The following is a 24,641-nucleotide window of genomic DNA, read 5'->3' as shown; positions in this document are numbered from 1 at the left end:
GAGCCCGCGCGGACAGCGCACAGAACGGAGAGCGCACATGCCTCAGGACCATCGGCTCGGTCGAGTCACGAGCACGAGCAGGGTCCGCAGGCGGCGGATGAGTCTGGCATTCATCGCGGCCACGGCGGTGGCGATGATCGCGCCGGTTCTCGTCGCCCCCACGTCCGCGCAGGCCGCGGGATCGGATCCCGTCTCGGTGACCGTGGACGGCGCAGATGTCGCGGCAGCCGCAGAGAACGTCAACGGCCTCACGTTCAAGGGCTTCGGCGTGCTCACCGCCAACTCGACGAGCGCTCTGCTCCTCGACTACAAGGCGCAGCATCCGGAGAAGTACTGGGAGCTGATCGAGACGCTGTTCGGGGGCGACCGCCCGATCATGAACACCATCAAGATCGAGATGGGCAACGACCGCAACACCTCCACCGGGCCGAACGCAGCCACGATGCGCACTCGTGACGAGTACCCGAACGTGCAGCGCGAGCCCGGCTTCCAGCTCGCGGCCGACGCGCAGCTCGTCGCGCACGGCGACGTGCACGTCAGCATCCTGCGCTGGAATCGGCCGGCCTGGGCCACCACGCACGCCGCCCAGTACATCTGGTTCAAGAACACCGTGCTCGCCGCGTACCGCGAATACGGCATCATGGTCGACTCGATCAACCCGGACGCCAACGAGACGAGCAACCCCGAGGTCCAGCTCTACAAGGACTTCTCCGGCTGGCTCCGCGGCGACGACAAGGGCTACGAGAGCGCGAGTGCGGGCGACCCGAACAGCGGCTTCGCCTCGGACCAGGAACGGGACCTCTACCGATCCATCGAGACGGTCGCCGCCGACACGGTCGGGACTCCGCCGGTGTCCTTCGGCAACCAGATGACGTCCCCGAGCGACTCCTCGCTGCGTGACGCCGTCGACATCGTGGGCTTCCACTACTCGAGCGCCGACGACAACGCGGGCAACCTCAAGAAGGTTGCAGAGGAGCTGGACAAGGAGGTCTGGAACTCGGAGGGCCAGTCCACGTTCTCCAACTCGGCCGACCGGCCGAACAACACCAACAGCGACGAGCGGGGCGGAACGGGCACCGAATTCGGCGGCCCGAACAGCGCCCTCGAGATGGGCAACTGGGTCACGACCGGATTCGACGAGTCCCGACGCACCCTCAACATCTTCCAGCCCGCGATCGGCTCGTTCTACGACGGGTTCCAGTACTCCTCCAAGGAGCTCGTGAGCGCGCGCGACCCGTGGTCCGGCTGGCTGTACTACGACGGCGGCCTCGCGATGATCGAGCAGTTCACGAAGTTCGCGAAGCTCGGCTGGGAGAACGACGACAACACGGCGGGAATCTGGCGGGCGATCCCCCAGGCGTCCGACAGCGAGCTGGGGAAGGGCAATCCGCCGAGCGGTGCCCGCCTCGGTGGCGCGTCCTTCACGACCCTGGCGGCACCCGACGCCAGTGACTTCTCGACCGTCATCATCAACGACAGCAGCTTCACGAAGACGTACCGCATCACGGCCAAGGACATGGAGCTCGGGGCCGACCGCACGGCCGAGCTCTGGGAGACGCGCGCCGCGGACGACGGCCAGGCCTACAACGACAACTACCTCACCCCCATCGGCGAGATCTCGCCGGATGGGGACGGGCTCTACACCGTCGAGGTCAAGCCCTGGTCGTCGTTGACCCTCACGACGCTCGACCAGGCGACAGCAGCAGCCGACGGCAGCCTCGCGCCCAGGGACGGCTACGCCAGCTCGCTGCCGACATCCCCCGAATACACCGACCAGGACGGGGGCCGCGACGTTCTCGACACCGACCCGACCGGCGCCCAGAACGGTGTCACCGATGACGAGGTCCTGTACGCCGACGACTTCGAGTACGCCGGCGCAGGCAACATCAGCGGCTACGACCCTGCCACCGGAGCGCTGGTCGATTCCGGAGCGTCGTTCCTGGACAGCCGCGGCGCCAAGCAGAAGCCGAGCGGAACGCCAGCGCTGCAGCCGGAGGACCAGGGCGTGACCCCGCGCTACACCAACGACACCAACGGCGCATTCGAGTCGGTTGCCACATCCGATGCGACGCACGGCCGGGTGCTCAGGCAGCAGGTCGGCCCCGGCATGGCCGGCGGCGCGTGGAACAGCGGCGACCCCAAGACGACGATCGGCGACGCCCGGTGGGCGAACTACACCGTCTCGACCGACGTGCTCTTCGAGGCGGCGGGAGCGCAGTACGCGACCATCGGCGCCAGGGAGCAGGGTGGCACGGCGAACGGGCAGAACGTCTCGGCGGCCGAGCTCAAGGTCGAGCCCACCGGCGCGTGGACCTTCAGCCGCTACGGCGCGACGCTCGCGAGCGGCACCGTGGCAGGCAACGCGGAGGTCGCGTTCAATGCTGGTGCCGGCGTCTGGAACAGCATCGCCGTGACCGTCGCAGGCGACACCTCCACTGCCTCGATCAACGGCGTGCAGATCGCGTCGCACACGGATACCGCGCCGCAGGCCGCGGGGCGCATCCAACTCGGGTCCAGCTTCAACTTCGTGCAGTTCGACAACCTGCGGATCCAGACACTGCCCGGGTACACGCCCTACTACACGCAGATCATCGACGGGATGCACCAGAGCAGCTGGTCGAACACGTCGACCCCGGTGCTCGAGTTCGACGCCAACTGGAGCCACGTCAACGGACAGGGCATGTTCGAGTGGCAGCGAACCGCATCCAAGAGCACGGCCAAGGGAGCCGCACTGAGCTACTCCTTCACCGGAACGGGCTTGGACATCATCGGCGCCAACCCCGGCACCGCGACGCTCGATGTCGAGGTGGACGGGATCCCCGTCGCGCTCGCAGCTCCAACGTGGAGCGCAGGCAGCGCCCGAACGACCTTCACGCTCCGCGGGCTCGCGAACGGCGCCCACACGGTGGTCATCAGGACTGCCAACGACAGCGCACTCAACGTCGACTCGGTCGCCACGATCAGTGCGGTCGCCGACTCCGCGCGCGTCGACACGGGAGCACTCACCGAAGCCGTCTCCGCCGTCGCGCAGCTCGTCGAGGCAGACTACGGCCCCCAGTCGTGGGCCCCGTTCGCTGCCGCACGGACGGCCGCGCAGGCCGCGATCGCCGACCCGGTCGGCTACGGACTCGACGTCGAGGGCGCCACAGCGCTCGAACGGCGTCTCGACTCCGCGGCAGACGCGCTCACCCCCAAGGATGTGAGCGCCGACGTGACGGACCTCGGCTCCCTGGCCATCACGACCGCCCAACGTGCCCTGCCCGGCACACTCCTCCTCTCGGGTACCGAGGAAGAGGTCATCTGGACTGCCGCGTCGAACGCCGGCGCCACGACCACCGGCGAGCTCGCGAGCTTCGCCGCCAGCGGGCGCACCTCGGAGAAGACCGGGGCCGGCGTCTACCAGCGCTTCTCGGCGACGGTGCTCGTCGTCCCCGCCGATCTCGACTACTTCATCGATTCCGGCTCGAGCGGTTCGGAGGCAGGGTCGGCCCACGCGGCCGCGGCAGGCGTCTCGCCTGAGCTCCGCAACGAGACCGCCGACCAGAAGTGGGACGGCACCGCCCCAGGCAGCACGTGGGGGTACTCGACCGCGGCGACCACGCTCGCGAGCGGAACACCGCAGGATTGGGGTTCCTCCTACATCGGCGCCGACTTCAACAAGCCGGTCACCTACCACCTGACCCTCCCCGCCGGTTCCTACAACATCGTCGGAGTTCAGGCACCCCGTGCGGGACTCACGACGAACCTCTCCGCGAAGCTCACGGCGAACGGCGAGACCGTCTCGAAGACGGCGACCTCGACAGGGTCGGCGACGCCGATCGCGCAGACGCTCACGCTCGACGAGGAAGCCGTCGTCCAACTGGAGTTCGGCACCAATGGAACGAGCGGCTACAACGCACGACTCGCACTCGTCTACGTGCAGACGCTGCCACGCGACCTCGGCGTGCAGGGCGTGCTCGACACCGACGATCCACTCCCGAGCACGGTGAAGGTCGCGGACACCGAACGTGCCGTCACGTGGGAGCCTGCAGCCCACGAGCAGCCCCGCACCGAATACGAGACGATCACGGCCAACGGACGCCTCGACGAGAGCGACGCACCGGTCGTCGCGCAGTTCGAGATCGTGCCACCCGGGATCGTGTACTTCATCGACGCCGGAACGGACGGCGCCGCCTCGCCCCAGTACGCGGCAGTGTCAGCTGCCGTCGATGGACTGCGCAACGACAAGGTCGACCAGGTCTCCACATCCGCCACGCAATGGGGGCACCTCTCTGACGGCATGAAGCTGAAGACGGGGACCGATATCAAGGACAAGTACTCGACGGGGCTCTACCAGGACACCACCAAGCTGAGCTACCGGCTTCCTCTCGAGGCTGGCACCTACACGCTGACCGGCGGCTTCACCGAGTGGTGGAACCTCAGCAGGACCATGTACCAGACCGTGTCGGTCAACGGCACGGAACTCGCGAAGGGAAGCATCCCCCTCTCCGGTTCAACACCTAAGCTCTCCGCCGGCCTGACCTTCACGCTCTCGGAGGCGGCGACGGTCGACTACCTCGTGACCAACGAGGGCGCGGGCGGCGAGAAGCCGGTCATCTCCTGGCTGGCCGTCGCCGACGAGACGCTGCCGGGGACTCCGCAGAACGCCGTCGCGACGCAGGAGGGCGACACCTCCATCGCCGTCTCCTGGGATGACCTCGCCAACCCCGGTGCGGGCTTCGCGGGCTACCGCGTCTACGAGGCAGGGGAATCGGAACCGGTCTGTGCAGCGACCGAGACGAGCTGCACCGTCACCGGACTCGCTCCAGGTTCGACCCACTCCTACGAGGTGACCGGCGTCAACGCCTCCGGCGAGGGTCCTCGCTCGGCGGCGACCGCACCCGTGACGCTGCCGGAGGCGCCGACGGACGACGGCGCGACGAAGGCGCCGGGAAAGGGAGTGCTCTCCTCCAACGACGGCTGGAACACCGGTCTCCGTGACGGCGAGTTCCAGCTGACGATGAACCTGTGGTGGGGCGAGAACGGCTCCACCTTCCGGCTCTACCAGGACGGCCAGCTGGTCAGCACGACACCGCTCAGCACGAACTCGCCAGCGGCACAGTCAGCCGTCGTCGACATCGCCGGCCTGGCGAACGGAACCTACGTCTTCACCGGCGAGCTGGCGAACTCGAAGGGAACGACCGCAACGGAGTCGCTCACGGTGACGGTGACGAACGCCTCCCCCGGCGCCCCGTCCCTCTCCTCGGACAACTGGGACGGCGACGGCACCTACACCGTGACGGCGAACCTCTGGTGGGGTACGAACGCCACCGCCTACCGCTTCCTCGAGAACGGCGTCGAGGTCGGCACCGGCGAACTCACCGCGGCGAGCCCCGCCGCCCAGAAGGCGACGCTGCAGGTCGAGGGCAAGGCGCTGGGGCAGTACGCCTACACGGTCGAGTTCATCAACGCCGCAGGCACCACCGTGAGCACAACCCACGAGGTGTCGGTCACGAAGTAGCTGCACGCCCGAGTGGGCTCCGCGTCGGACACGAACGCGGCGCCCGCTCGGCGGCGTTCGCCGGGCCCGCGGCCGAAGCGCTCACCGAGGGCACCACCCAGTTCCCGGCCGCGCCCGTTCGATAGCGTCGTCGTCGACCCAGAAGCCGGCAGCGCCTGCCGAAACGCGACGCGAAAACGGGGGCCTCGATGCCAAAGAACCGCAACCGCAAGGGAGCGCTCGCAGTCCTCGCGGGCGCTCTCCTGCTCATCGGCCTCGTGACCGCTGCTGCGCTGCTCGGCCTCCCGACCGGCTGGGTGATCTTCATCGCCATCGCTGGTCTCCCGCTCGTCCTCGTGCTTGCCGCATTTCTCGGGCTTCGCTGGGGCGACGCCCGGATGGCCAAGGCTGGGCCCGGTGTCCTGACTGCCCTCGGCCCGGGGGAGATCCACGAAGTGGACATCGCTGAGACGTCCGTCGCGAAGCTCGGCTGGCGGGCCGCTGTGCAGCATCTCCCCGCTCAGCTGCCGCCGGCACGCATCCGCACCCTGGTGGTCGCTGGAGTCGTCGGCGCGGTCGCGGGCGTGTGGTTGACCGTGACGCTCACCGAGGCCCCCGGACCGTGGCAGACGACTCTCGGGGCAGCGCTCCTCGGCGTGACCGGGTCAGCGGCCCTCTGCCTCGCACTGCTCCTCGCCTGGCTGGTCATGGCTCACCGAGACACGCCACTTGATCGGAGCTCGCGCAGGCTCCTGGAGCAATCGATCAACCCCGCGAATGATCGCATCCGCATCAACATCGCGAGGATCGATGAGCTGCAGGAGGCGATCGATCAACGACGCACGGTCACCCCACTGCTCCTACCCATCGCAGCCGGCACGACGATAGCCTTCTTCACCGCTGCCGCCGCCGAGCTCGTCCTCTCGGGCGGCGAGCAGTTCCCCCGCCTGGCGTCATTCGCATCACTGCCGATCCTGCTCTGGATCGGGCCCACGGTTCTCGGCAGAGTCGAGCAGATCGCCCTGGCGCTGGATGAGGTGCGGTCGCGCGAGGGGGCCGCCTGACGTCCGCACCAGGGGTTCAGCCCTCGCGAATGAAGCGAGCTTCTCCAGCAGACGTCGGCATGACGATCTCCTCACCATCGACAGACAAGCCAGTGAAGCCGCTGTAGAGCAGGTCCTCCACTTCGTGGAGATTCGGATCGCAGCCGACCTCGGACGCGGCCCAGAAGTCGATTCGGATCCGGTTCCCAACCACGGAGTACGGGCCGGATGCACCGTTGCAGCCAGCTCCGGCGAAGGCGTGCTCGTCGGTGAACTCGATCGTCGCCGAGCCGAACTCCGCAGGGACGTCGGCTGGCGACTGGCTCACGACCCAGGTGCCGATCAGCTCCTCCTGCGAGAGCGTCGGTGCCGTGCAGGCTGCAAGAGCGAGAACGACGAGGGCAAGCGACGACAAAGCCACTCGGGTGCGGCGGGACGTGTGCTGCAAGATACCTCCGGTGTGGTCGAGTGCTCGTCGAGCATCCGCTCACCATCACCCTACGAAGACCACGCGCTGCAGACCAGGCCGACTGAGCCTCAGCCGCTACGCCGAGTCGCGCCTCGAGTCGGGTTCGGTCGTGGCGGCACGGATGAGGCCCGACGCCATCCGCCGTGCCGTGGCCGTCGAGTACCGCTCATCGCGGAGACGCATCGCGAGGTAGCCCGTGACGAGCAGCAGCAGCTCCTCAGCGAGGGACGCTGACTCGTCGAACGGGCTCGCGAGGTGCGTGAGCCGCGACCGCAGCGACTCGGTGTCAGTCTGCACCGCTGCACGGACCTCGGCGGGAGCGTCGGCGTACTCGGCGGAAGCCCCGAGGAAGGCGCACCAGCGAGAGCCGAGAGGCTGCTGCCGAAACGCGTCCAGGGCATCGAAGACGGCGAGCAGCTGCTGCTCGTCATCGCGATGCTTGGCGATCTCCGCATCCCACAGCTCGATCCAGGCACGGTGTCGGCGCTCGAGGGCCGCCGCGACGAGGGCCTCCTTGCTGGCGTATCCGCGATAGAGCGTGGCCGCCGAGACCCCCGCGCGCTCGAGGACGGCGTCGATCGGCGTCGCGTGGATGCCCGCCGTGAAGAACAGCTCGTCCGCGGCGTCGAGCAGCTTGGTCTCGGTCCTGGAGCGGATTGCCATGCCAACACTCTAGAGTCGTAAATATGAAACGATCGTTTTCGTTACGGGGTCGCCGCCCACTCCTGCTGGTCGCCTCGGGGACCGCCCTGATCGCAGCCACCTACGGGCTCGTCCGCCTCGCCTACGGACTCTTCCTCCCCGATGTCCAAGCGGAGCTCTCACTGAGCGCATCCGCCGCCGGACTCATCTCGAGCGGCGCCTCCGCCGCCTACTGCGCAGCCGCGCTCGCCAGCTTCCTGCTGGCGGCCCGCGCCCCGCACCTCTTCGCGGCCCTCGCGACCGTGACCGCTGCCGGCGGCGCGCTCGGCATGGCCCTCGCCGCTGACGGAGGCGTCTTCGCGGCCTCGGCGATCCTCGCGTCGAGCGGAGCCGGCTTCGCGTCACCCGCCCTGGTGGAGCTGCTGCACAGGACAGTCAAGAAGGAGCACGTGGGACGGATGCAGGGCGTCGTCAACGCGGGCACCGGCCCCGGCCTCGTCGCAGCAGGCCTCCTGGCGCTCGTCCTGCTGCCCGACTGGCGACTCGCCTGGACGCTCGCCGCGGGGGCCAGCATCGTGGCCGGCGGCTTGGTCATCGCCTCGACCTGGCGAGGAACCACCGCCACCACCGCGCGACCGGATGCTGCGCCCCGCCTCGCCCCCGTTCCGCCGCGATCGTGGTTTCGCCAGCACCTGCCCGTCATCGCCGCGGCGCTCTTCCTCGGCGCAGGCTCAGCCGCCGTCTGGACGTTCGGGCGCACCGCGCTCGTCGACGCAGGCGCAAGCCAGGAACTCTCCGCCGGGGCCTGGATCGCGCTCGGTGTGGGAGGAGCGGCGGTCATCGCCTCAGCCGGCAGACTCCAGAAGCTGACCTCTCGACGGGCCTGGCTCATGACCAGCCTGCCCGTCGCCGCGGCGACGGTCCTGCTCGGCACCTCCGCGGGGGTGTGGCCACTCGCCTTCGCCGCCTGCATCGCCTTCGGCTGGGGGTACACGGCCGGCACCGGCGTGCTCATCTGGTGGACGACGCGACTCGATCCCACCCGCGCGCCGGCAGGGACGGCGCTGCTGTTCGTTGTCCTCGTCCTCGGCCAGGCGCTCGGCTCGGCACTTGTCGGGCAGGCCATCGAGCTCGTGGGCATCCCGGGCAGCTTCATCGCATCCGCCCTGCTCGTGGTGATCGGCATCCTCGCCGCCTCGAAGCAACCGGCAGCGAGCTCACCGGCGCGCGCCTCGGACGCGCCTCCCGCGCAGGTCAGTCGTACTGCAGGCGCAGACGCAGCCGCTCACCGACCTCGAACTGCGCATCCGCCAGCTTGAGCGGATCGAGCTGCAGGTCACGGAGATCGATCGGGTCCTTGAGCTCCTCGCGGATCTGACTGCGGACCGCCAGCAGCAGCAGGCCGATGAGCGGGTTGCGGCTCGTGAGGCGCGGGTTGATGAGCTGCAGCTTCAGGTCGTCGCCGAGCTGCGCCTCCGTCGTGAACAGCAGACTCGCACGCAGGAAACCCCGCCGGACCTTGCCGGACGCATGCAGGTGCGCGCCTCGGGGGCCGGCCTGCGTGAGCTCGAGATCGACATCGGACACGTGGATGCCCTGGCTCTCCCCCGACTCCGTGACGATGGACACGAGCGCATCCACCACCTCCCGCTGCCTCGCGGAGACGTCGATCAGCAGCGTGTCGACGGGGAAGACCGTCGCGGCCTCACCACCCGCCGTGCCCTGCCTCAATGCCAGCGCGAGCTGCCCGCGATCATCCTCCGCCCAGTCGACGTGCACACCGGCGGCAGTGATCGACGCCTCGACTTCGGCGCCCTGGATGCGAACCGGGAGGCCCCGCACCCGCACCTCGGCGACGCGGGCGTCGGTCCTCGCGACCTCGGTGCCGAACTCGGGGAACTCCGGGAGCGGCGGCGCCTCCTCGACCGTGGCGTCGAAGGTGACCTGGACGCCCGTGAGATCGATGTCGATGCCGAGGAGGTCGCCCGCGAGCGGATGCGCGGTGACACGCGCCAGGTCAAGGCCGCGCACGTCCATGGTGTTGTCCGCGTCGAAGATCGGCGGCATCACCTCGCGCACGAAGCGCTCCAGCACTCGGGAGACCGCCTCAGGCGTCGTCGGCCGCGGGGCCGTTGCAATAACCAGCGCCTCGGGTTCGACCTCGGAGGATGCGTCGCCTTCTGGGCCATGCTGAGGAGTCTCCATGCCCTCAACCCTACGGGCGAGCGGGTGCACGACCCTGGCTGCGGGCCAACACCAAGTAGGATCGATCCTCGACGCGACCCAAGCGGACGCGACAGTTCACTCCGGCTCGACGAGCCCGAGCACCAATTTCGAGAGAAACGCAGCTATGGACAGCAAATTGATCGCGTGGAACGGCGACGTGCAGCCAGAAGCCGTCGAGATCCTCACGGGAGACGGCGGACTCGTCGTCGTCCCGACGAAGGTCGGCTACATCATCATGACCTCCGACAAGGAGGGACTCGAGCGGAAGTTCGAGGCGAAGGAGCGCAACCGCAACAAGCCTGGCGTCGTGCTGTGCGGTTCCCTCGAGCAGCTGCGCGAGCTCGCGCAGCTCACGCCGGAGATCGACGCGTTCTACGAGCGCCACTGGAACGACGACATCCTCCTCGGCTGCATCCTCCCGTGGAAGGAAGAGGCCGTCGCGGCCCTTCCCGACGACGGCACGAAGGAGCTCATGATGGACGGGCGCGGCACGAGCTGCTTCGTCATCAAGTTCGGCGTCCCCGGCGAGAAGCTCGCGAAGGAGCTGTACGAGAAGCACGGACGCTTCGCGTTCGCGAGTTCCGCGAACCCGTCTGGCAAGGGCAACCGTGGACTCGTCGAGGGCATCGGCGAGCGCATCCACGACCGCGCCGACCTCATCATCGAGGCGAACGACTACGTCGCATCCATCCAGCCTGAGGCCACCACGGAGACGCGCCACGAGCAGGGCGTCATGATCTCGATGGTCGACGCCGACGGAACGCTCATCCCCGAGCAGGGCGGACAGCGTTCCATCTCGCCGGCTCCCGTCGTGATCCGCAAGGGCCTCGACATCAACCGCATCATGGCGATCCTCGCTGAGTCGTTCAACAGCTGGGACTTCCGCCAGGGCGAGTACTACTGATTCTGGCTCGCACCGGGGGCTGAGCGCCTCTTGTGCGTACGGCAGATTCACGACGTGATTTGTCGGGCGGGCTCGCTACGCTTTCCGCGTGCGAGCCCGTTCTTCGTCTGCTGACCTCACCCGCCTCATCGCGTCGCGGCCCATCTCGCGTGCGCGCCTGCGTCGTGTGCTGAACGCGCCTCCCACGGCCGCGACGACGCGGGAGTGGTGGGGCGCCTTGTCGGAGGCCGAGCGCGCGCGTCTCCTGAAGCAGGTTCCGCTGCTTGTCGGCAACCTCGATGGCATCCCGTGGTCGGTTCGCGTGCGGGCCAACCGGGAGTCGCTCGGGCGTGCGATCGGTGCTTTGGAGTCGGGCGCCTCCATCGAGCGTGCGCTCGGCAGTGCGAGTGCGTTCGCGGGTGGTGAGATCAAGAGCATCCTGGCGGATGCGAGCCGCGGGGAGCTGCGCGACCGCGAGCGGCTCGTGCACCAGCTGCGGGAGCTGCACGGGGGCCGTGGCTTCGTCGACCGCGGCGGGAAGCCGCGCTTCGTGCTCGCGTTCGATCCCGAGCGGGACTCGATCGTCGAGTACGTGGGCGCGGCGATCTCGGAGTCGGAGGACCCGTTCGCGTCTCCGTTCGCGGAGGGGGTCACGTCGGTGGGGGTGTTCGTGCCCGGCAACGAGTCGCGGCTGCTCGACTTCGAGGGCAAGGCGCACACCATGTCGGAGCTCATTACGCTCGCGCCCGCTGGCACGGCCGGGCTCGTCGTGTGGCAGGGCGGGCGGTTCCCGCGTGGCCCGTTGGCGTTGTCGGCGGCGATGGCGGATGGGCTGGCGCGCAAGCTGGGTGGGTTCGTGAACTCGATCCCCCGTGACGGGCGCGTGGAGCTGACGGCGTTCGGGTTCAGTTTCGGCGGCGGCGTGACGGGGCGGGCGATGGCACTCGGGATGCGGGTCGACCGGGTCGTGCACGTGTCGAGTGCCGGGCTGGGGCACGGTGTGGCGTCGCTCGACGATCTGCCCGTGTCGGCTCGCGTGCCGCATTACTCGCTGCTCGCTCCCGTCGATCCCTCCGTCGGTCCGATCCTGGGCATCAACGTGCACCTGCCGTTCCTGGGGCGGGTCGGCCATTTCGGGCATGGTGTGGATCCGGCGCATGCGCCCGGGGTGGTTCGATTGGAGACGGGGGTGCTCGGTGCGGCGCAGGGGAAGCGCGCTGCGGGTGCGGCGCTGTCGCTCGGTGACGTGCTGACGGGGCACTCGGCGGTTCTGGAGCAGTGGGGGACGACGGCGAAGCGCAACATGGTGGCGGTTCTCATGGGTGGTGGCGCTGAGGTCGAGTTGGCGGCCGACGGCGGCGTGCTCGGCCGCATCGCGCAGCGTCTCGTCGTGCCGTACGTGCCGTTCCTGCGGGTGCGCGAACCGGAGCTGCGCAGCGTCGCCTGAACGGGTGCGGTGCCGGAGGTCAGCGTTCGTCGCGTTCGTGCTGCGGGGAAGCCTGCTGCGTGCGCGCACGGGTGGACGTGTGGGAGCGGGTTGGGTCGGCGAGTGGGCTGGTGGTGTGTCCGAGCGCCGTGGCGAGCTCGGTGGTGAGGCGCGGGCCCTGCGCGCGCTCCTCGACCGCGCCCGCTCGAGTGGGCCGCTCGCCGTGGCTGAGGGCTTCGCGTGCGGCGCTGGTGCGGGCGCCGAGGGCCGCGAGCGCTGCCGACGTCTCCGCGTGGGCGGGGCTCTGCGTGGTGTGGGCGCGGGCCGCGATGTGGGGTGCGTCGGCTCGGAGGTCATCGATGGTGGCGAGCACGTCGCCGCCGAGATCGGCTTGTCTGAGCACGAAGTTCGCGTCTCGGTCGAGTGCTGCGAGCCAGGTGTTCGCGTCGCTCGGGGTGAGGTTGTCGAGGCCCCTTCCGGCGATGACGGCTGCTCGGGCGTCGGCGCCGTCGCGCGCGCCGGTTGTGCTCGCAGCGTTCGTGTCGATGTCGGCTGCGTGGAGGGCACGACCGCCGCGGTCGACGACGAGCACCCGGTCGACGTGCCCCTCGGCGATGACCCGTTCGAGCGACTTGGGCATCTGCTCGGCGGCGACGTCGTGGAATGCCTGTGGGGTCCACCTGCCGGCCCCTTGGTCGCGGACCTGTTCCGCGTACCGCGAGAGCACGCCGAGCCGCGAGACCGCTTCGGGCACGGCAAGCGCGCGCACTTCGACGCGGTAGCCGGCATCGCGAAATTCCTTGGCCGTCGCGACGACGGCGTCCGGCTGTCGGAACGTCGTCTCGAACACCACGGATGCCTGACGTTCCCGCAGGTAGTCGCTCGACATGCGCGCCCACGCGCCAGCAGCCTGCGCCGTCACCTCCGGCATGCGAAGCGGGTCCTCCCGCATCACGCTCACGTAGTCGGGATGAAAGACTCGCAGGTCGTCCCCGATAACCGGGATAGCCCCTCGGAAGTCCTTCTGCACGCGACCCACCGTTCGCGTTTTCCCGGCACCGGGTTGTGCTCCAACAAGCACGAGCGTCGGCTCCGAGGCTCGTTGGGAAGATCGGAGAGCATCGAGTTCCGGCCGAATGGACTTCTCAAAGATCTCGCGCAGTTGCTCGCGGGTGACCTCTGACTCCGAGCTCAATGGTCCTCCGCCTTGAGCCGTGCGACGAACGACGCCCGGAGAGCTTGCACCGCATTGAGCGAGTACGTGTCGACTTCATCCGCCTCGATCCTGACGGCGATCTGCTTCTCCAGCCAGTGCTGTCGCTGTTGTTCAGAGCCGGCTTCATTCTGTCGAGCAACATAAAGACCCCTGAGCCGGTTCGCGGCTTCGCGCATGGCGTCGTAGATCATCGGGTCGTAGTCGTCGATGGGCTCGTCGCTGGGCATGTCGGTCATGTTCGTCCTCTCGTGGTGCGTGTCTGCCGTGGCGCAATCACCGTCGCGTTCATCCGGTGCCCCGGACTGCCCTGCCGCTGCCGCGCCCGCTGGCGACGATGCTCGCCTCTGCCCGGTGCCGCTCCAGCAGCTCGTTGCGCTTCCGGACGACGCTCACGTTCGACTGGGCGTCGACGCCCGCGACCTCCTCGCGGAGTTCGGCGAGCTTCCCCAGCCACCGCCTGGACTCGAGGTCGCTGCGGGCACGCGCTGCTCGCGCGGCATAGAAGGCGGCCAGCCTGCCGCCAGCATCCAGCAGGAGGTCGTACACCTCAGGCGAGTAGCCTCCCGTGCTCGGCACCCCTCGCGGGTCGCCGGGTGAACTGTCGAACGTCGTGGTGCGCGGCACGTGCTTCCTCCCGATTGCGTACTCGCGAACCTACTCGCGGCGCGACGCCCGGAACGGTGGAGGGGCGAATCTGTGGACAACGGCAGCCGACCACGCATCGCGGTCGGCTCCGTCGAGACCGGCAGCGCCCCTAGGCGAGGATGCGCTGCACCGCGCGCACGGGAATCCTGAGCCAGGCCGGCCGCTGAGATGCCTCGTAGATCACTTCGTACAGCGCCTTGTCGAGCTCGAAGACCCTGATGAGCGCGGCCGACTCCGCAGCGCTCAGCGGCAGCGAGCTCGACTGACCCCCTTGCGAGAAGGGACCAGACCCACCTCTCGCGTCGCGCGTGCCCCTGGCATCGTCGAAGTCACGCGCCTGCCTGCGCGCGGCCCGGCTGTCGAGCGTGATCGCGCCCGTGTGACGCCCGATTCGCTCCTGGCCACTCACGGCCGCGGCGTAGCCGTTCAGGAACGACTGCCGAGCACGGGCGGCCCAGTCACCGGCGACATCCCGCCCAGTCGTCATCTCCAACGACCCGGCGACGTAGTCGAACGATCGCAGGATGCCGGCGATGTCGCGTTGCGGGGCATCCGCCGTATTGCGCTGCTCGATGCTGCGCAGCGGCTCTCCCTCGAAGTCGAGGAACACCCAGCCGCTGCCCTCCACGGCAAGCACCTGACCCAGGTGCAGGTCGCCATGCACCCGCTGCAGCGTCGGCCAGTGCATCTCGGCGGCGTGCGCGTAGACCTCCTCCGCTGCACCCCGCAGGCGCTCGAGGGCCGGGGCGACGGCGATGGCCGCATCCAGGCGCTGCCGCATCGCGTCGACCTCAGCCTGCACCTTCAGGGCGCTCGCCTCGACGCTCGGCAGCACCTCGCGGAGCGTGCGATGCACCTCAGCGGTCGCCTCCCCGAGCGTGTACGCGGCGTCACCGAAGTCGTCCCCAGTCTCGGCGGCGCGCAGCGCCACCCGCCACGCATCCTCGACCCCGGGGAGGAACTCCTGCGCGAACACGAAGTTGCCAGAGGCGCGCCCGCTGCTGACGCGCGGGTCGGGCCAGTAGCCCGACAGGTGGCCGATGGCGGGCGGCACACGCACGGAACCGGCCGCGGCGAGCGCCGACTGCAGCGTCACCTCCGGGTTCTCGCCATCGTGCAGCATGCGGAAGACCTTGAGGATGAGCGGGGCAGCGGCGCCCCCATCTGGCATGCGCATCTCGCAGATGATCGACGAGTTCGACTGCTCCCCAGACAGCACCCGACTCGTCACGAAGCTGCCGAGCACGGCCCCGGGCATCGGCAGTCCGTACGCAGCGATGTCCGTCCGCCCACCGGCCCCCGCCGCGTGCCCCTCGCGCTCGAGCAGCGCCAGGAGCGCCCGAGCGAACGCGATGTCGTGCGGACCATCGACGACGGCGCTCACACGCCCGGCTGCGTTGCTGATCGACCCGATGTACCCGAGCGCGGGAACGCGCGCATCCACCTCGCGGAGCACGATCGGCACCTGGTACACGACCGGGACATCGCCGGAGGAATCGAGGATGCACGGCACCGTGACGAGATGCACCCCGGCCTCCCCGTTCGGGTTGGCGAGCACGTAGCTGCCGAGGTGCGTGAGCTGCGGCGTCCGACCCTCACCGCCCGAGTACCAGCGCTGCTTCGGCATCCAGTCGCGAAGCATGTGGATGAGATCGGTCATTGCGCCTCCGGTTCAGTTCCCCAGCCTACCGACCGGATGCCCGCCCGGAGGCGCGAATCCGCCACTTCTCGTCGCGATCAGCCGCGCCTGCGACTGAGCACCACCGTGAACTTGGCACCGCGCGAGATCTGCGTACTGGGGCCGACGATCCGCTCGAGCGCCGCACGGTGGGCCAGACCCGAGTTGAACACCGTGAGCATGCTGGCACCGGGCCTGAGCATGCGCGCGGCCTGCTCGAAGAGCGGATGCGCCATGTCCTCGACCACCTCGTGCCGGTCGTGGAACGGCGGGTTGAGGAGCACCACATCCACGGAACCGGTCTCGATGCTCGACCCCGCGTCCTCGCGGCGCACCTCGACCCTGTCTTGGACCCCCGCGATTCGCACCGTCTCGCGAGCAGAGGACACGGCAGCCCAGGATCGATCGCTCGCGATCACCTCGAGCTCCGGTCGCAGCCTCGCGAGCGCGACGGCCAGCACGCCCGTGCCGCAGCCGAGGTCGACGGCGAGGCCCGCCTCCGGGAGCTCGTCTGCGGGGAGGTCACGCAGGGCTGCGAGCAGCTCACGCGTGCCCAGATCGAGGCGCGGGCCCGCGAACGCACCACCGTGGCTCGCGATCGAGAAGCCGAGCTCGTCGGAGCTCTGCACGATCGGGTACGCCGACGCCGCGCCTCGCAGCTCCGCCTTCGGGGCGCTCGCGTGCAGCACCCTCGACTTCTGCCTGCCGAGGCTCGCCGTCACACGCTCGAACGAACGCTCGAGGGTCTCGTTCATTCCGCGGCTCATGTGCTTGATGCGTCCGCCAGCGACGATCCGCACCTCTGGATGCGCGTGCGCCGCGACGAGGCGCGCGATCTCATCGAGTTCCGCGAGCGACTTCGGCAGGCGCAGCAGCACGAGGCGAACGCCGTCGAACAGCGCCGGCTCCAAGCCGAAGCGAACGGCCTTGAGCGAACGGAAGCTCGCCCGCACTGCATCGTCGCTGGCCCGCTCCTCCGAGACGGCGTCGTGGAAGGTGCGGACCGTGTCCAGGTCGAAGCGCTCCGCGGCCGCGACGGCCAGCGCCCCCGTGGCGTCGCCGACGACCGCGAGCGGCGCATCCACCACACCCAGCTCGGCGGCTTCATCGAGGATGAGCCGGTCGACGGGGTCGGGCTCCGTGACGCCGGAAGCTGCGGCACTCAACAGGGGATCCGGCATGCCTAGGCGATGGTGTCGATGAGGGGCTCGGCCTCTTCACCGGTGATGTAGCGGCGGCCAGAGACCTCGACGACCGTGATCGCCACGTACTCGTTCCTGGGTGCCGCGATGAGCGGGCGCACGCCGAGCGCTTCCGCCTTCTCGAGCTCAGCCTCCGTGCTGAGCACCCGGGCTCCCCCGCGTGCCACGAGGCTCGTCGCGAACCCGTCGCCGAGGGCGTCGGATTGGAACACGACCTCCTTCGCGATGGAGGCCCCCGCGAGCTTGAAGCCGGGCGCCGACTTGAAGACGATCTCACCATCGCGCTCGCTGAACACGACGTTGATCGGATAGATCTCCACACGGCCGTTCACGGCGAACGCGATGCGACCGAAGGTCGTCGCGCGCAGCAGAGCGCGGCTTTCCTCGTCACTCAGGACGGTGATCAGTTGCTCGTCTTCCATGCGTCCATCATGGCCTGATCGACGCCCCCTCGCCTGACCGATTCTCGTCGCCGCGCACGAATCGACATCTGGGAGTCGAGTTACGACGCGAGCGGTGCGAAACTTGAGGCATCCCCCGAGCGACGTCCGCTCGATCCGACACGGAGGTCATCCAATGGGCTACGGCAGCGGCATCGCACTCATCGTCATCGGCGCCATCCTGGCGTTTGCCATCAACATCGACCTCGACGGCTTCGTCGACCTCAAGACCATCGGCTACATCCTCATGGGTGCTGGCGTCGTCGTCTTCATCCTGAGCCTCGTCACGGCGCTGCGCCGCAAGCAGTCCACGTCGACGACCCGGAAGGTCATCGACCCCAACACGGGCCAGGAAGTCATCGAGCGCACGAACCGCAGCAACTGACCTGAACGGTCAGCGCTGAGCTCGGCACCCGCTGCGCTCAGGCGGAGACGAAGAACAGGCGCTTGTTGGCGAACTCGCCGATCCCGATGGGGCCCATCTCGCGTCCGAAGCCCGAGTTCTTGACCCCGCCGAACGGCAGCTCTGCCGCCTCCGCCGCGATCGTGTTGACGTGCGCCATGCCCACCTCGAGGCGCTGCGCGATACGGGTCGCGCGCGCTTCGTCGCTCGAGAAGACCGAGCCACCGAGACCAAGCGCGCAGTCGTTCGCAAGGTCGAGCGCCTCCTCGTCACTCGACACTCGGTAGACCGTCGCGACGGGACCGAAGAGCTCGACGCCGTACGACTCGGAGTCGCGTGGGACGCCGGTGAGCACGGCCGGCGAGTAGTGGGCTCCCGGGCCGTCGGACAGCACTCCGCCGATCTCGAGCGTCGCGCCCTCCGCGACCGCCTTCTGCACCTGAGCCTCCACGGTCTCGGCCGCCGTTCGGCTGGACATCGGCGCGAACTGGCCCTCGGCCAGGTCGAGCTGGTCGCCGGGGACGAGTCCCGTCGCGAGCTTCTTCAGCTCCTCGACGAACTCGTCGTAGATGTCGTCCATGACGATGAGACGCTTGTTCGAGTTGCAGACCTGGCCCACGTTGTAGACGCGGAAGTCCCACGCCTGCTTCGCGACAGCCGCGACGTCATCCGAGTCGAGCACGATCATGGGGTCGATGCCGCCGAGCTCGAGCACGCACTTCTTCAGGTTCCGGCCCGCCTGCGCCCCGATGATCGCCCCAGCACGTTCGGAGCCCGTGAGCGAGATTCCCTGCACGCGCGAGTCGGCGATGAGCGTCGCGATCTGATCGTGCGACGCGAAGACGTTCTGGTAGCCCCCGACCGGGACGCCGGCCTGCTCCATGATCTCCTGAATGGTCAGGGCCGACCGCGCGCAGATGTCCGCGTGCTTGAGCAGGATGGTGTTGCCCAGCACGAGGTTCGGTGCCGCGAAGCGCGCCACCTGGTAGTAAGGGAAGTTCCACGGCATGACGCCGAGCAGGGTGCCGACGGGACGATGCTCGATGAACGCCTTGCCGGGAATGGTGCTGGGGATCTCGGCGTCGGTGATGAGGCTCGGGCCGTGCACGCCGTAGTAGTCGATGATCGACGCAGCGAACTCGACCTCGTCGATCGACTCCTGCACGGACTTGCCCATCTCGACGGCGATGAGGTGGGCGAGCTCGTCCTTGCGCTCGAGGAAGATCGCGGCGACGCGTCGCACGACAGCGGCCCGCTCCTGCACGCTGCGCTCACGCCATTCCCGGTACACGGTGTCGGCGCTCGCGACGGCCTGCTCGATCTGCGCATCCGTCGCGTCGTCGAACGTCTCGATGATCTCGCCGGTCGCGGGATTCTGCACTCGGTACTCGGACATTTCGCTCCTCGGTCGCACGGTTCGTCGGTGCCAGTCTGTCGCAAAACCCGCTGCCAGTTTGGTCGAATACCGGGACGCGGCTCTACAAAGCCGCTATTCGAACGTCGGTGCCCGTCCGTAGGCTGACCATGTTTTCAGCCAGAACAAGCCCGCACCCCGAGGAGCATCACGTGGACTCTGCCCTTCCCACGATCCAGCACTGGATCGACGGCGCCTGCTCGACCTCGACGCCCGCGCGCACCTCGCCGGTCTTCAACCCCGCACTTGGCGTCGCCACCAAGCAGGTCGCGCTCGCCGAGCAGGCGGAGATCGACGCGGCGGTAGCGGCGGCGAAGGCGGCGTTCCCTTCGTGGTCGAACGCCTCCGTCGCGAAGCGCCAAGGGGTGCTGTTCCGCTTCCGTGAGCTGTTGAACGAGCGGAAGCTCGAGCTCGCGCGCATCATCACCTCCGAGCACGGGAAGGTCGTCTCCGACGCCGCTGGCGAGATCCAGCGGGGCCTCGAGGTCGTGGAGCTCGCGACCGGGTTCCCCCACATCATGAAGGGCGACTTCACCGAGAACGCCTCGACCGGCGTCGACGTGTTCTCCATCAAGCAGGCCCTCGGCGTGGTCGGCATCATCAGCCCGTTCAACTTCCCCGCGATGGTCCCGATGTGGTTCTTCCCCATCGCGATCGCGGTCGGCAACACCGTCGTGCTCAAGCCGAGCGAGAAGGACCCCTCCGCCGCGATCTGGCTCGCGGAGCTCTGGAAAGAAGCGGGCCTGCCCGACGGCGTCTTCAACGTCCTGCACGGCGACAAGCAGGCCGTCGACGGCCTCCTCAACCACGACGACGTCGCCGCGATCAGCTTCGTGGGCTCGACCCCCATCGCGCAGTACATCTACGAGACCGCTTCCAAGAACGGCAAGAGGGTGCAGGCCCTTGGCGGCGCGAAGAACCACATGCTCGTGCTCCCCGACGCCGACCTCGACCTCGTCGCCGACCAGGCCATCAACGCCGGCTACGGGTCCGCGGGCGAGCGCTGCATGGCCATCAGCATCGTCCTCGCGATCGAGCCCGTCGCGGACCAGCTCATCGAGAAGATCACCGAGCGCATCAAGGGGCTCCGTATCGGTGACGGCACCCCCACCGACACGCACGCAGAACCCGACATGGGCCCCATCGTGTCGGAAGTGCACCGCGACAAGATCGCCTCCTACATCCAGATCGCCCACGACGACGGCGCCGACGTGCTCGTCGACGGACGCGAGATCAGCGCAGAAGGCGCCGAGGGCGGGTTCTGGCTCGGCCCGACCCTCATCGACAACCTCCCCACCACCAGCCGCGCCTACACGGAAGAGATCTTCGGCCCCGTCCTGGGCATCGTGCGCGTGAAGAGCTTCGAGGAAGGCGTGGAGCTCATCAACACCGGCCAGTTCGGCAACGGCACCGCGATCTTCACCAACGACGGCGGCGCCGCCCGCCGCTTCCAGAACGAGATCCAGGTCGGCATGATCGGCATCAACGTGCCCATCCCCGTGCCCGTCGCCTACTACTCCTTCGGCGGCTGGAAAGACTCCGCGTTCGGCGACTCCAAGGCCTACGGCCTCCAGGGCTTCCACTTCTACACCCGCGAGAAAGCCGTCACCAGCCGCTGGCTCGACCCCGCCAAGCACGGCGGCATCAACCTCGGCTTCCCCGAAAACGACTAGGAGGCGGGGCGCCCGCCCTGCGGGCGCCCCGTGCCCGCTTCCCCGCGTCAGAGTTGTGGCGAGATGCGCTTCGGTACCGCGGCAGCAGCATCAAGCCACAACGCTGTCGCGGACGGGCGAGACGTGCAGGTGCCGCGCGGAGACACGAGGGAGGATGCACACGTGCGAATCCTCCTCAAGCTCGAGCTCGACTGCCCAACCGAACTGCTCGCCGACGCCCTCCAACGGCCGGAAGCCTTCCGCGCAGTGGCGGGCCCACTCGCGGAAGTGCGCTCGCTCGAACCCGGCGGCTTCCCCGAACGCTGGTCGCCCGAGCGCCCCCACCGCGTCGAGATCCGCCTGCTCGGCGTGGTTCCGCTCGGCACGCAGGTCATCGACGGCCAGTACCGCGACCTGGGAGACGGGATGCACGAGCTCCGCGACCGCGGGTACCCGGAGTCGGGACTCATGGCCGTCATGACGACGTTCGAGCACACGATGGTCGTCTCGCCGCTGCCCGGCGGTCGCACGCTCTACCGCGACCAGCTCAAGCTGGGTGCTGGCCTCCTGACCCCGTTCGTGTGGTTCGGGATGTGGACCTTCTGGCAGAAGCGCGCCCTCAGCATGCGGCAGCTCGCAGACCGGCTCCGGAACGGGCAGTAGCCGCCGCGCTGAGTCAGGCGTCGTCGAGGAGGCGCATCGCCGACCACACCTCGGCCCGCCCCGCGAAGGACTGCAGGTCGATGCCGAGGAGCTGCTCTGCCGTGGTCACGCGGCTGCGAAGCGTGTGCCGGTGGATGCCGAGTGACTTCGCGACCGGGTCCCACGCGCAGTTCCCCTCCGTCCAGGCGGCGAGCGTGTCGAGCAGCAGGCGGCCCTGCTCCCCATGCTCGAGCAGGGGCTGCAGGACGCGGCGCGCGGTGACTCGGCCGTCGGCCGCCTCGAGCGCGCCGAGCATCCCCGTCGTGGCGAGGTCCTCGAACCGCACGGACGGCCGGTTCGGCGTGCTGCGCTCCGCGGCCTTGCGCGCCTCCGCGAGCAGTCGCGGCAGCTCGGGCCAGTCGCCGGGCGCGGAGGCGCCGGCCGAGAAGCCAGCTTCTATGAGCGCCTCGAGCAGTGCCGCGCCCCCTCGTGCTGGCACGATCGCCACGAGGTCGTGGTCCCGTGCGGCGAAGAAGATCGGCTCGGGACCGGACCCCGCGAGCCGCTCGAGCCGGTCGAGCAGCGCCTGCCCGGGTTCGCCGCCCCGCGCCTGCATGACCCGGATCGGAGCCGCGGGGAGCTTGCCCCACACCGTCTCGGCAGTGCGCGTCGCCACCTCCATCTCGCCGGCGAGGAGCAGCTCGAGGAGGCCGACGCGCAGGTGCCCGCGGGCCGCATCCAGCTCCCGATTCTGCTCGAGCGCGATCGACGCGTGACCGATCGCGCTCGCGACGAGGTCGTTGCCCGCCAGATCAAGCGGGGCTCGCCCGCCGACCGCGAGCACCCCGCGGAGCTGGCCGTGCTGGCCGACGGTCTGCAGGGTCACGTCACCGCTCTCGCCGTGCAGGTGCGCCCCCGAGCGACCGCCGCGCGCGAGGAGGCTCTGCACCATCCGCTCGATCTCAGGGGCTTCGCTCTCCGGCACCCGGATGCGCGTCTGCGCGTCCACGCGGAGCCCCGTCGAGTCGTAGAGCGCCACCCAGCTCTCCAGCTGCCGTTCGAGCTCGACGAGGATCGCGCCGAGACCGCCGGGCCTGAGGGCGGCCCTCGCGAGCTTGCGCTGCGCCTGCAGCGACCATTCGAGCCGCGCTCGCTGCTCGAGGGCGCGCTGGTCCGCGAGGTAGCGGATGATGCCGATGAACGGGGTGCGTTCGGCGACCTCGACGAGCGTCAGGCCGTGGCGCTCGCAGGCGGCGACGAGGGCAGCGGGCACCTCCGCGTGGATGACCTCGGTCGCGAAGCCGAGCGCCGCGATGTCGGCCGCCCGCAGTCGGGCGACATACGCGTCGAAGACGTCCTCGCTGGCGAGCGCTTGGAATCGAACGGTCGCGGTCGCGGAGACCGGCGAGCGCAGTCCGTTCGCGGCGCTCTGCGGCTGCGCTCCGGGGTCCGGCGCCTCGGACACCGCGAACTGCATGCCGTCGGTGAGCAGGAGCTGGCCGGCTTCGAGCCACGGTGTCGGGTCGCCGAGGTCGGAGCTATGCGCCCAAACGAGCTCGCGTTCCAGTGCGCTCGCGTCCGCGGCGTGCAGCACCCGCAGCTTGAACTCGGTCTCCTCCACGAGCTCGCGCAGCGTGACACTCACGCGAGCCCCCTGGGTGCGGAACCATGCTGACGCTTTTGTCGAGTCATGGCACCCATTCTCACCGATTTGACCACGAACGCGACGCATTCCGGGCCGCAGAGTGGAGACATGACCGCTCCCACCCTCAGCACCCACCTCAGCAACACGGACGTTCGCGAGCGCGACCTCGCCTCGGTGTTCCACTCCTGGTCAGCTCAGGGGAAGATCTCGCCGCTGCCCATCGCCCGCGGCGAAGGCGCGAGACTGTGGGACTTCGACGGCAACGAGTACCTCGATTTCTCGAGCCAGCTCGTGAACGTCACGATCGGCTACCAGCACCCGAAGGTCATCGCGGCCATCCAGGAGCAGGCCGCGAAGCTCGTGACGATCGCCCCGGCGCACGCCAACGAGACAAGGGCGAAGGCGGCGGAGCTGATCCTGTCGCACGCCCCAGAGAGCTTCTCAAAGGTGTTCTTCACGAACGGCGGTGCGGATGCGGTCGAGAACGCGATTCGCATGGCCCGCCTCTCGACGGGGCGCGACAAGGTCGTGTCCCTGTACCGCAGCTACCACGGCAACACGGGAGCCGCGATCGTCGCGACCGGCGACTGGCGACGCATCCCCAACGAGTACGCGCGCGGCCACGTGCACGCCTTCGGCCCGTACCTGTACCGCTCGGAATTCTGGGCCGAGACGCCCGAGCAGGAGAGCGCACGGGCACTTCGACACCTCGAGCGCGTCGTCCAGGCGGAGGGCCCCGCGTCCGTCGCGGCCATCCTCATCGAGAGCATCCCCGGAACCGCTGGCGTGCTCGTGCCGCCGCCCGGGTACCTTGCCGGCGTGCGGGAGATCTGCGACCGCTACGGCGTCCTGCTCATCCTCGACGAGGTCATGGCCGGGTTCGGGCGGACCGGCGAGTGGTTCGCGTTCGATGCCTACGATGTCCGTCCCGACCTCATCACCTTCGCGAAGGGCGTCAACTCGGGCTACGTGCCGGTCGGCGGGGTCATCATCTCCGAGGAGATCGCCGCGCGCTTCGATGAGGAGGTCTTCCCAGGCGGGCTCACGTACTCGGGGCATCCACTGGCCGCCGCATCCATCGTCGCGACCCTCGAGACCATGGAGGAGGAGGGCATCGTCGAGAACGCGGCCCGCCTCGGACGCGAGGTCATCGGCCCCGCACTGCACGAGCTTGCCGCACGCCACGACGTCGTCGGCGAGGTGCGCGGCAAGGGTGTCTTCTGGGCGGTCGAGCTGGTCAGCGACCCGCTGACGCGCGCCCCGCTCGCCGCGGCCGACATGGCGACCATCAAGTCGCAGCTCGTGGCCCGCGGCCTGCTGCCGTTCGTCGCCGACAACCGCATCCACGTCGTGCCACCCGCCGTCATCACCGACGCCGATGCGCTCCGCGGCATTGCCATCATCGACGAGGTGCTCGCCGGATTCTGAGCGCTGGGCCTCGGCGCCGCCGCACTCCTGCACGACTGGACTGCTGCGGCAATGGGCGTCGCCGCGAACGGAATCGCGTTTCCTGTCCAACTTCCGTGACGATTCGGC

20 protein-coding genes are annotated in these 24,641 nt (G+C 69.0%); 9 read left to right on the top strand and 11 right to left on the bottom strand.

What is annotated here, in order from left to right; translation table 11 throughout:
• Positions 1-97: 97 nt before the first annotated feature.
• Both C5E06_RS00475 and C5E06_RS00470 read left to right on the top strand, forming a co-directional pair.
• Positions 98-5,500: a fibronectin type III domain-containing protein gene (locus tag C5E06_RS00475; RefSeq protein WP_181062844.1), complete on the top strand. Its 5,403-nt coding sequence runs from the start codon at positions 98-100 to the stop codon at positions 5,498-5,500.
• 188 nt (positions 5,501-5,688) lie between these two features.
• Positions 5,689-6,543: a hypothetical protein gene (locus tag C5E06_RS00470; protein ID WP_104305640.1), complete on the top strand. Its 855-nt coding sequence runs from the start codon at positions 5,689-5,691 to the stop codon at positions 6,541-6,543.
• A 16-nt stretch (positions 6,544-6,559) separates the two neighbouring features.
• Here C5E06_RS00470 and C5E06_RS00465 read toward each other — a convergent pair whose 3' ends face one another.
• Together C5E06_RS00465 and C5E06_RS00460 are read right to left on the bottom strand one after the other, a co-directional pair.
• A complete protein-coding gene (locus C5E06_RS00465; RefSeq protein ID WP_181062843.1) occupies positions 6,560-6,970 on the bottom strand; it encodes an META domain-containing protein in 411 nt (136 codons plus the stop codon).
• A 96-nt stretch (positions 6,971-7,066) separates the two neighbouring features.
• Positions 7,067-7,654, bottom strand: a complete 588-nt coding sequence (locus C5E06_RS00460) for a TetR/AcrR family transcriptional regulator (protein ID WP_104239738.1) — start codon at positions 7,652-7,654, stop codon at positions 7,067-7,069.
• 23 nt (positions 7,655-7,677) lie between these two features.
• Here C5E06_RS00460 and C5E06_RS00455 point away from each other — a divergent pair, with 23 nt between their 5' ends.
• Positions 7,678-8,952, top strand: coding sequence for a sugar MFS transporter (locus C5E06_RS00455; protein WP_104305638.1), 1,275 nt, complete (start codon positions 7,678-7,680; stop codon positions 8,950-8,952).
• On the opposite strand, the gene C5E06_RS00450 is transcribed toward C5E06_RS00455, so the two are convergent.
• Positions 8,888-9,838 carry a hypothetical protein gene (locus tag C5E06_RS00450; RefSeq protein ID WP_104305637.1) on the bottom strand — a complete coding sequence of 317 codons (951 nt, stop codon included), beginning with the start codon at positions 9,836-9,838 and terminating at the stop codon, positions 8,888-8,890. The genes C5E06_RS00455 and C5E06_RS00450 overlap by 65 nt on opposite strands.
• A 145-nt stretch (positions 9,839-9,983) precedes the next feature.
• Here C5E06_RS00450 and C5E06_RS00445 point away from each other — a divergent pair, with 145 nt between their 5' ends.
• Both C5E06_RS00445 and C5E06_RS00440 read left to right on the top strand, forming a co-directional pair.
• Positions 9,984-10,763 (top strand): L-threonylcarbamoyladenylate synthase, encoded by a 780-nt coding sequence (locus C5E06_RS00445; protein WP_104239735.1) that lies wholly within the window; start codon positions 9,984-9,986, stop codon positions 10,761-10,763.
• 88 nt (positions 10,764-10,851) lie between these two features.
• Positions 10,852-12,189, top strand: a complete 1,338-nt coding sequence (locus C5E06_RS00440; protein ID WP_104305636.1) for a hypothetical protein — start codon at positions 10,852-10,854, stop codon at positions 12,187-12,189.
• A gap of 19 nt (positions 12,190-12,208) precedes the next feature.
• Here C5E06_RS00440 and C5E06_RS00435 read toward each other — a convergent pair whose 3' ends face one another.
• From C5E06_RS00435 to C5E06_RS00410, 6 genes are all read right to left on the bottom strand, one after another.
• Positions 12,209-13,363: a zeta toxin family protein gene (locus C5E06_RS00435; RefSeq protein WP_104305635.1), complete on the bottom strand. Its 1,155-nt coding sequence runs from the start codon at positions 13,361-13,363 to the stop codon at positions 12,209-12,211.
• Complete coding sequence (locus tag C5E06_RS00430) at positions 13,360-13,620, bottom strand: hypothetical protein (RefSeq protein ID WP_104239732.1); 261 nt, start codon at positions 13,618-13,620, stop codon at positions 13,360-13,362. Before C5E06_RS00430 ends, C5E06_RS00435 begins: the two co-directional genes overlap by 4 nt.
• Positions 13,621-13,669: 49 nt before the next feature.
• Complete coding sequence (locus tag C5E06_RS00425; protein ID WP_104239731.1) at positions 13,670-14,008, bottom strand: hypothetical protein; 339 nt, start codon at positions 14,006-14,008, stop codon at positions 13,670-13,672.
• A 130-nt stretch (positions 14,009-14,138) separates the two neighbouring features.
• Entirely contained in the window at positions 14,139-15,689 is a 1,551-nt protein-coding gene (locus C5E06_RS00420) for an aminoglycoside phosphotransferase (RefSeq protein WP_104305634.1), read from the bottom strand.
• Positions 15,690-15,766: 77 nt separating this feature from the next.
• Positions 15,767-16,888 (bottom strand): class I SAM-dependent methyltransferase, encoded by a 1,122-nt coding sequence (locus C5E06_RS00415; RefSeq protein ID WP_104305633.1) that lies wholly within the window; start codon positions 16,886-16,888, stop codon positions 15,767-15,769.
• 2 nt (positions 16,889-16,890) lie between these two features.
• Positions 16,891-17,331: a pyridoxamine 5'-phosphate oxidase family protein gene (locus C5E06_RS00410; RefSeq protein ID WP_104305632.1), complete on the bottom strand. Its 441-nt coding sequence runs from the start codon at positions 17,329-17,331 to the stop codon at positions 16,891-16,893.
• A 154-nt stretch (positions 17,332-17,485) separates the two neighbouring features.
• Between C5E06_RS00410 and C5E06_RS00405 the strand changes: the two genes are divergently transcribed.
• On the top strand, positions 17,486-17,734 hold the full coding sequence (locus tag C5E06_RS00405) for a DUF6458 family protein (RefSeq protein ID WP_104239727.1): 249 nt from the start codon (positions 17,486-17,488) through the stop codon (positions 17,732-17,734).
• A gap of 37 nt (positions 17,735-17,771) precedes the next feature.
• Here C5E06_RS00405 and C5E06_RS00400 read toward each other — a convergent pair whose 3' ends face one another.
• Positions 17,772-19,148, bottom strand: a complete 1,377-nt coding sequence (locus C5E06_RS00400) for an NAD-dependent succinate-semialdehyde dehydrogenase (RefSeq protein ID WP_104305631.1) — start codon at positions 19,146-19,148, stop codon at positions 17,772-17,774.
• Positions 19,149-19,276: 128 nt separating this feature from the next.
• On the opposite strand from C5E06_RS00400, the gene C5E06_RS00395 reads away from it, so the two are divergent.
• The gene (locus C5E06_RS00395; protein ID WP_104305630.1) at positions 19,277-20,839 is read left to right on the top strand and encodes a CoA-acylating methylmalonate-semialdehyde dehydrogenase; all 1,563 of its coding nucleotides are present in this window, start codon (positions 19,277-19,279) and stop codon (positions 20,837-20,839) included.
• Between the two features lie 162 nt (positions 20,840-21,001).
• Complete coding sequence (locus C5E06_RS00390) at positions 21,002-21,481, top strand: hypothetical protein (protein ID WP_146081262.1); 480 nt, start codon at positions 21,002-21,004, stop codon at positions 21,479-21,481.
• A 13-nt stretch (positions 21,482-21,494) separates the two neighbouring features.
• Here the strand turns inward: C5E06_RS00390 and C5E06_RS00385 are convergent, their stop codons facing one another.
• The gene (locus C5E06_RS00385) at positions 21,495-23,105 is read right to left on the bottom strand and encodes a PucR family transcriptional regulator ligand-binding domain-containing protein (RefSeq protein ID WP_181062841.1); all 1,611 of its coding nucleotides are present in this window, start codon (positions 23,103-23,105) and stop codon (positions 21,495-21,497) included.
• A 108-nt stretch (positions 23,106-23,213) separates the two neighbouring features.
• Here C5E06_RS00385 and C5E06_RS00380 point away from each other — a divergent pair, with 108 nt between their 5' ends.
• Entirely contained in the window at positions 23,214-24,533 is a 1,320-nt protein-coding gene (locus C5E06_RS00380) for an aspartate aminotransferase family protein (RefSeq protein WP_104305627.1), read from the top strand.
• Positions 24,534-24,641: the final 108 nt, after the last annotated feature.

The sequence above is a fragment of the Pseudoclavibacter sp. RFBI5 genome, assembly GCF_002931395.1.
Taxonomy (GTDB): Bacteria; Actinomycetota; Actinomycetes; order Actinomycetales; family Microbacteriaceae; genus Pseudoclavibacter.
The sequence above is the reverse complement of the archived record's forward strand: the minus strand, read 5'-3'. Positions and strand labels throughout refer to the sequence as shown.

Bases quoted from the DNA above. Each gene is read 5' to 3' on its own strand.
- C5E06_RS00475 (WP_181062844.1), top strand. From the start codon at position 98: ATGAGTCTGGCATTCATCGCGGCCACGGCGGTGGCGATGATCGCGCCG.
- C5E06_RS00470 (WP_104305640.1), top strand. From the start codon at position 5,689: ATGCCAAAGAACCGCAACCGCAAGGGAGCGCTCGCAGTCCTCGCGGGC.
- C5E06_RS00460 (WP_104239738.1), bottom strand. From the start codon at position 7,654: ATGGCAATCCGCTCCAGGACCGAGACCAAGCTGCTCGACGCCGCGGAC.
- C5E06_RS00455 (WP_104305638.1), top strand. From the start codon at position 7,678: ATGAAACGATCGTTTTCGTTACGGGGTCGCCGCCCACTCCTGCTGGTC.
- C5E06_RS00450 (WP_104305637.1), bottom strand. From the start codon at position 9,838: ATGGAGACTCCTCAGCATGGCCCAGAAGGCGACGCATCCTCCGAGGTC.
- C5E06_RS00445 (WP_104239735.1), top strand. From the start codon at position 9,984: ATGGACAGCAAATTGATCGCGTGGAACGGCGACGTGCAGCCAGAAGCC.
- C5E06_RS00430 (WP_104239732.1), bottom strand. From the start codon at position 13,620: ATGACCGACATGCCCAGCGACGAGCCCATCGACGACTACGACCCGATG.
- C5E06_RS00420 (WP_104305634.1), bottom strand. From the start codon at position 15,689: ATGACCGATCTCATCCACATGCTTCGCGACTGGATGCCGAAGCAGCGC.
- C5E06_RS00415 (WP_104305633.1), bottom strand. From the start codon at position 16,888: ATGCCGGATCCCCTGTTGAGTGCCGCAGCTTCCGGCGTCACGGAGCCC.
- C5E06_RS00410 (WP_104305632.1), bottom strand. From the start codon at position 17,331: ATGGAAGACGAGCAACTGATCACCGTCCTGAGTGACGAGGAAAGCCGC.
- C5E06_RS00405 (WP_104239727.1), top strand. From the start codon at position 17,486: ATGGGCTACGGCAGCGGCATCGCACTCATCGTCATCGGCGCCATCCTG.
- C5E06_RS00400 (WP_104305631.1), bottom strand. From the start codon at position 19,148: ATGTCCGAGTACCGAGTGCAGAATCCCGCGACCGGCGAGATCATCGAG.
- C5E06_RS00395 (WP_104305630.1), top strand. From the start codon at position 19,277: ATGTTTTCAGCCAGAACAAGCCCGCACCCCGAGGAGCATCACGTGGAC.
- C5E06_RS00380 (WP_104305627.1), top strand. From the start codon at position 23,214: ATGACCGCTCCCACCCTCAGCACCCACCTCAGCAACACGGACGTTCGC.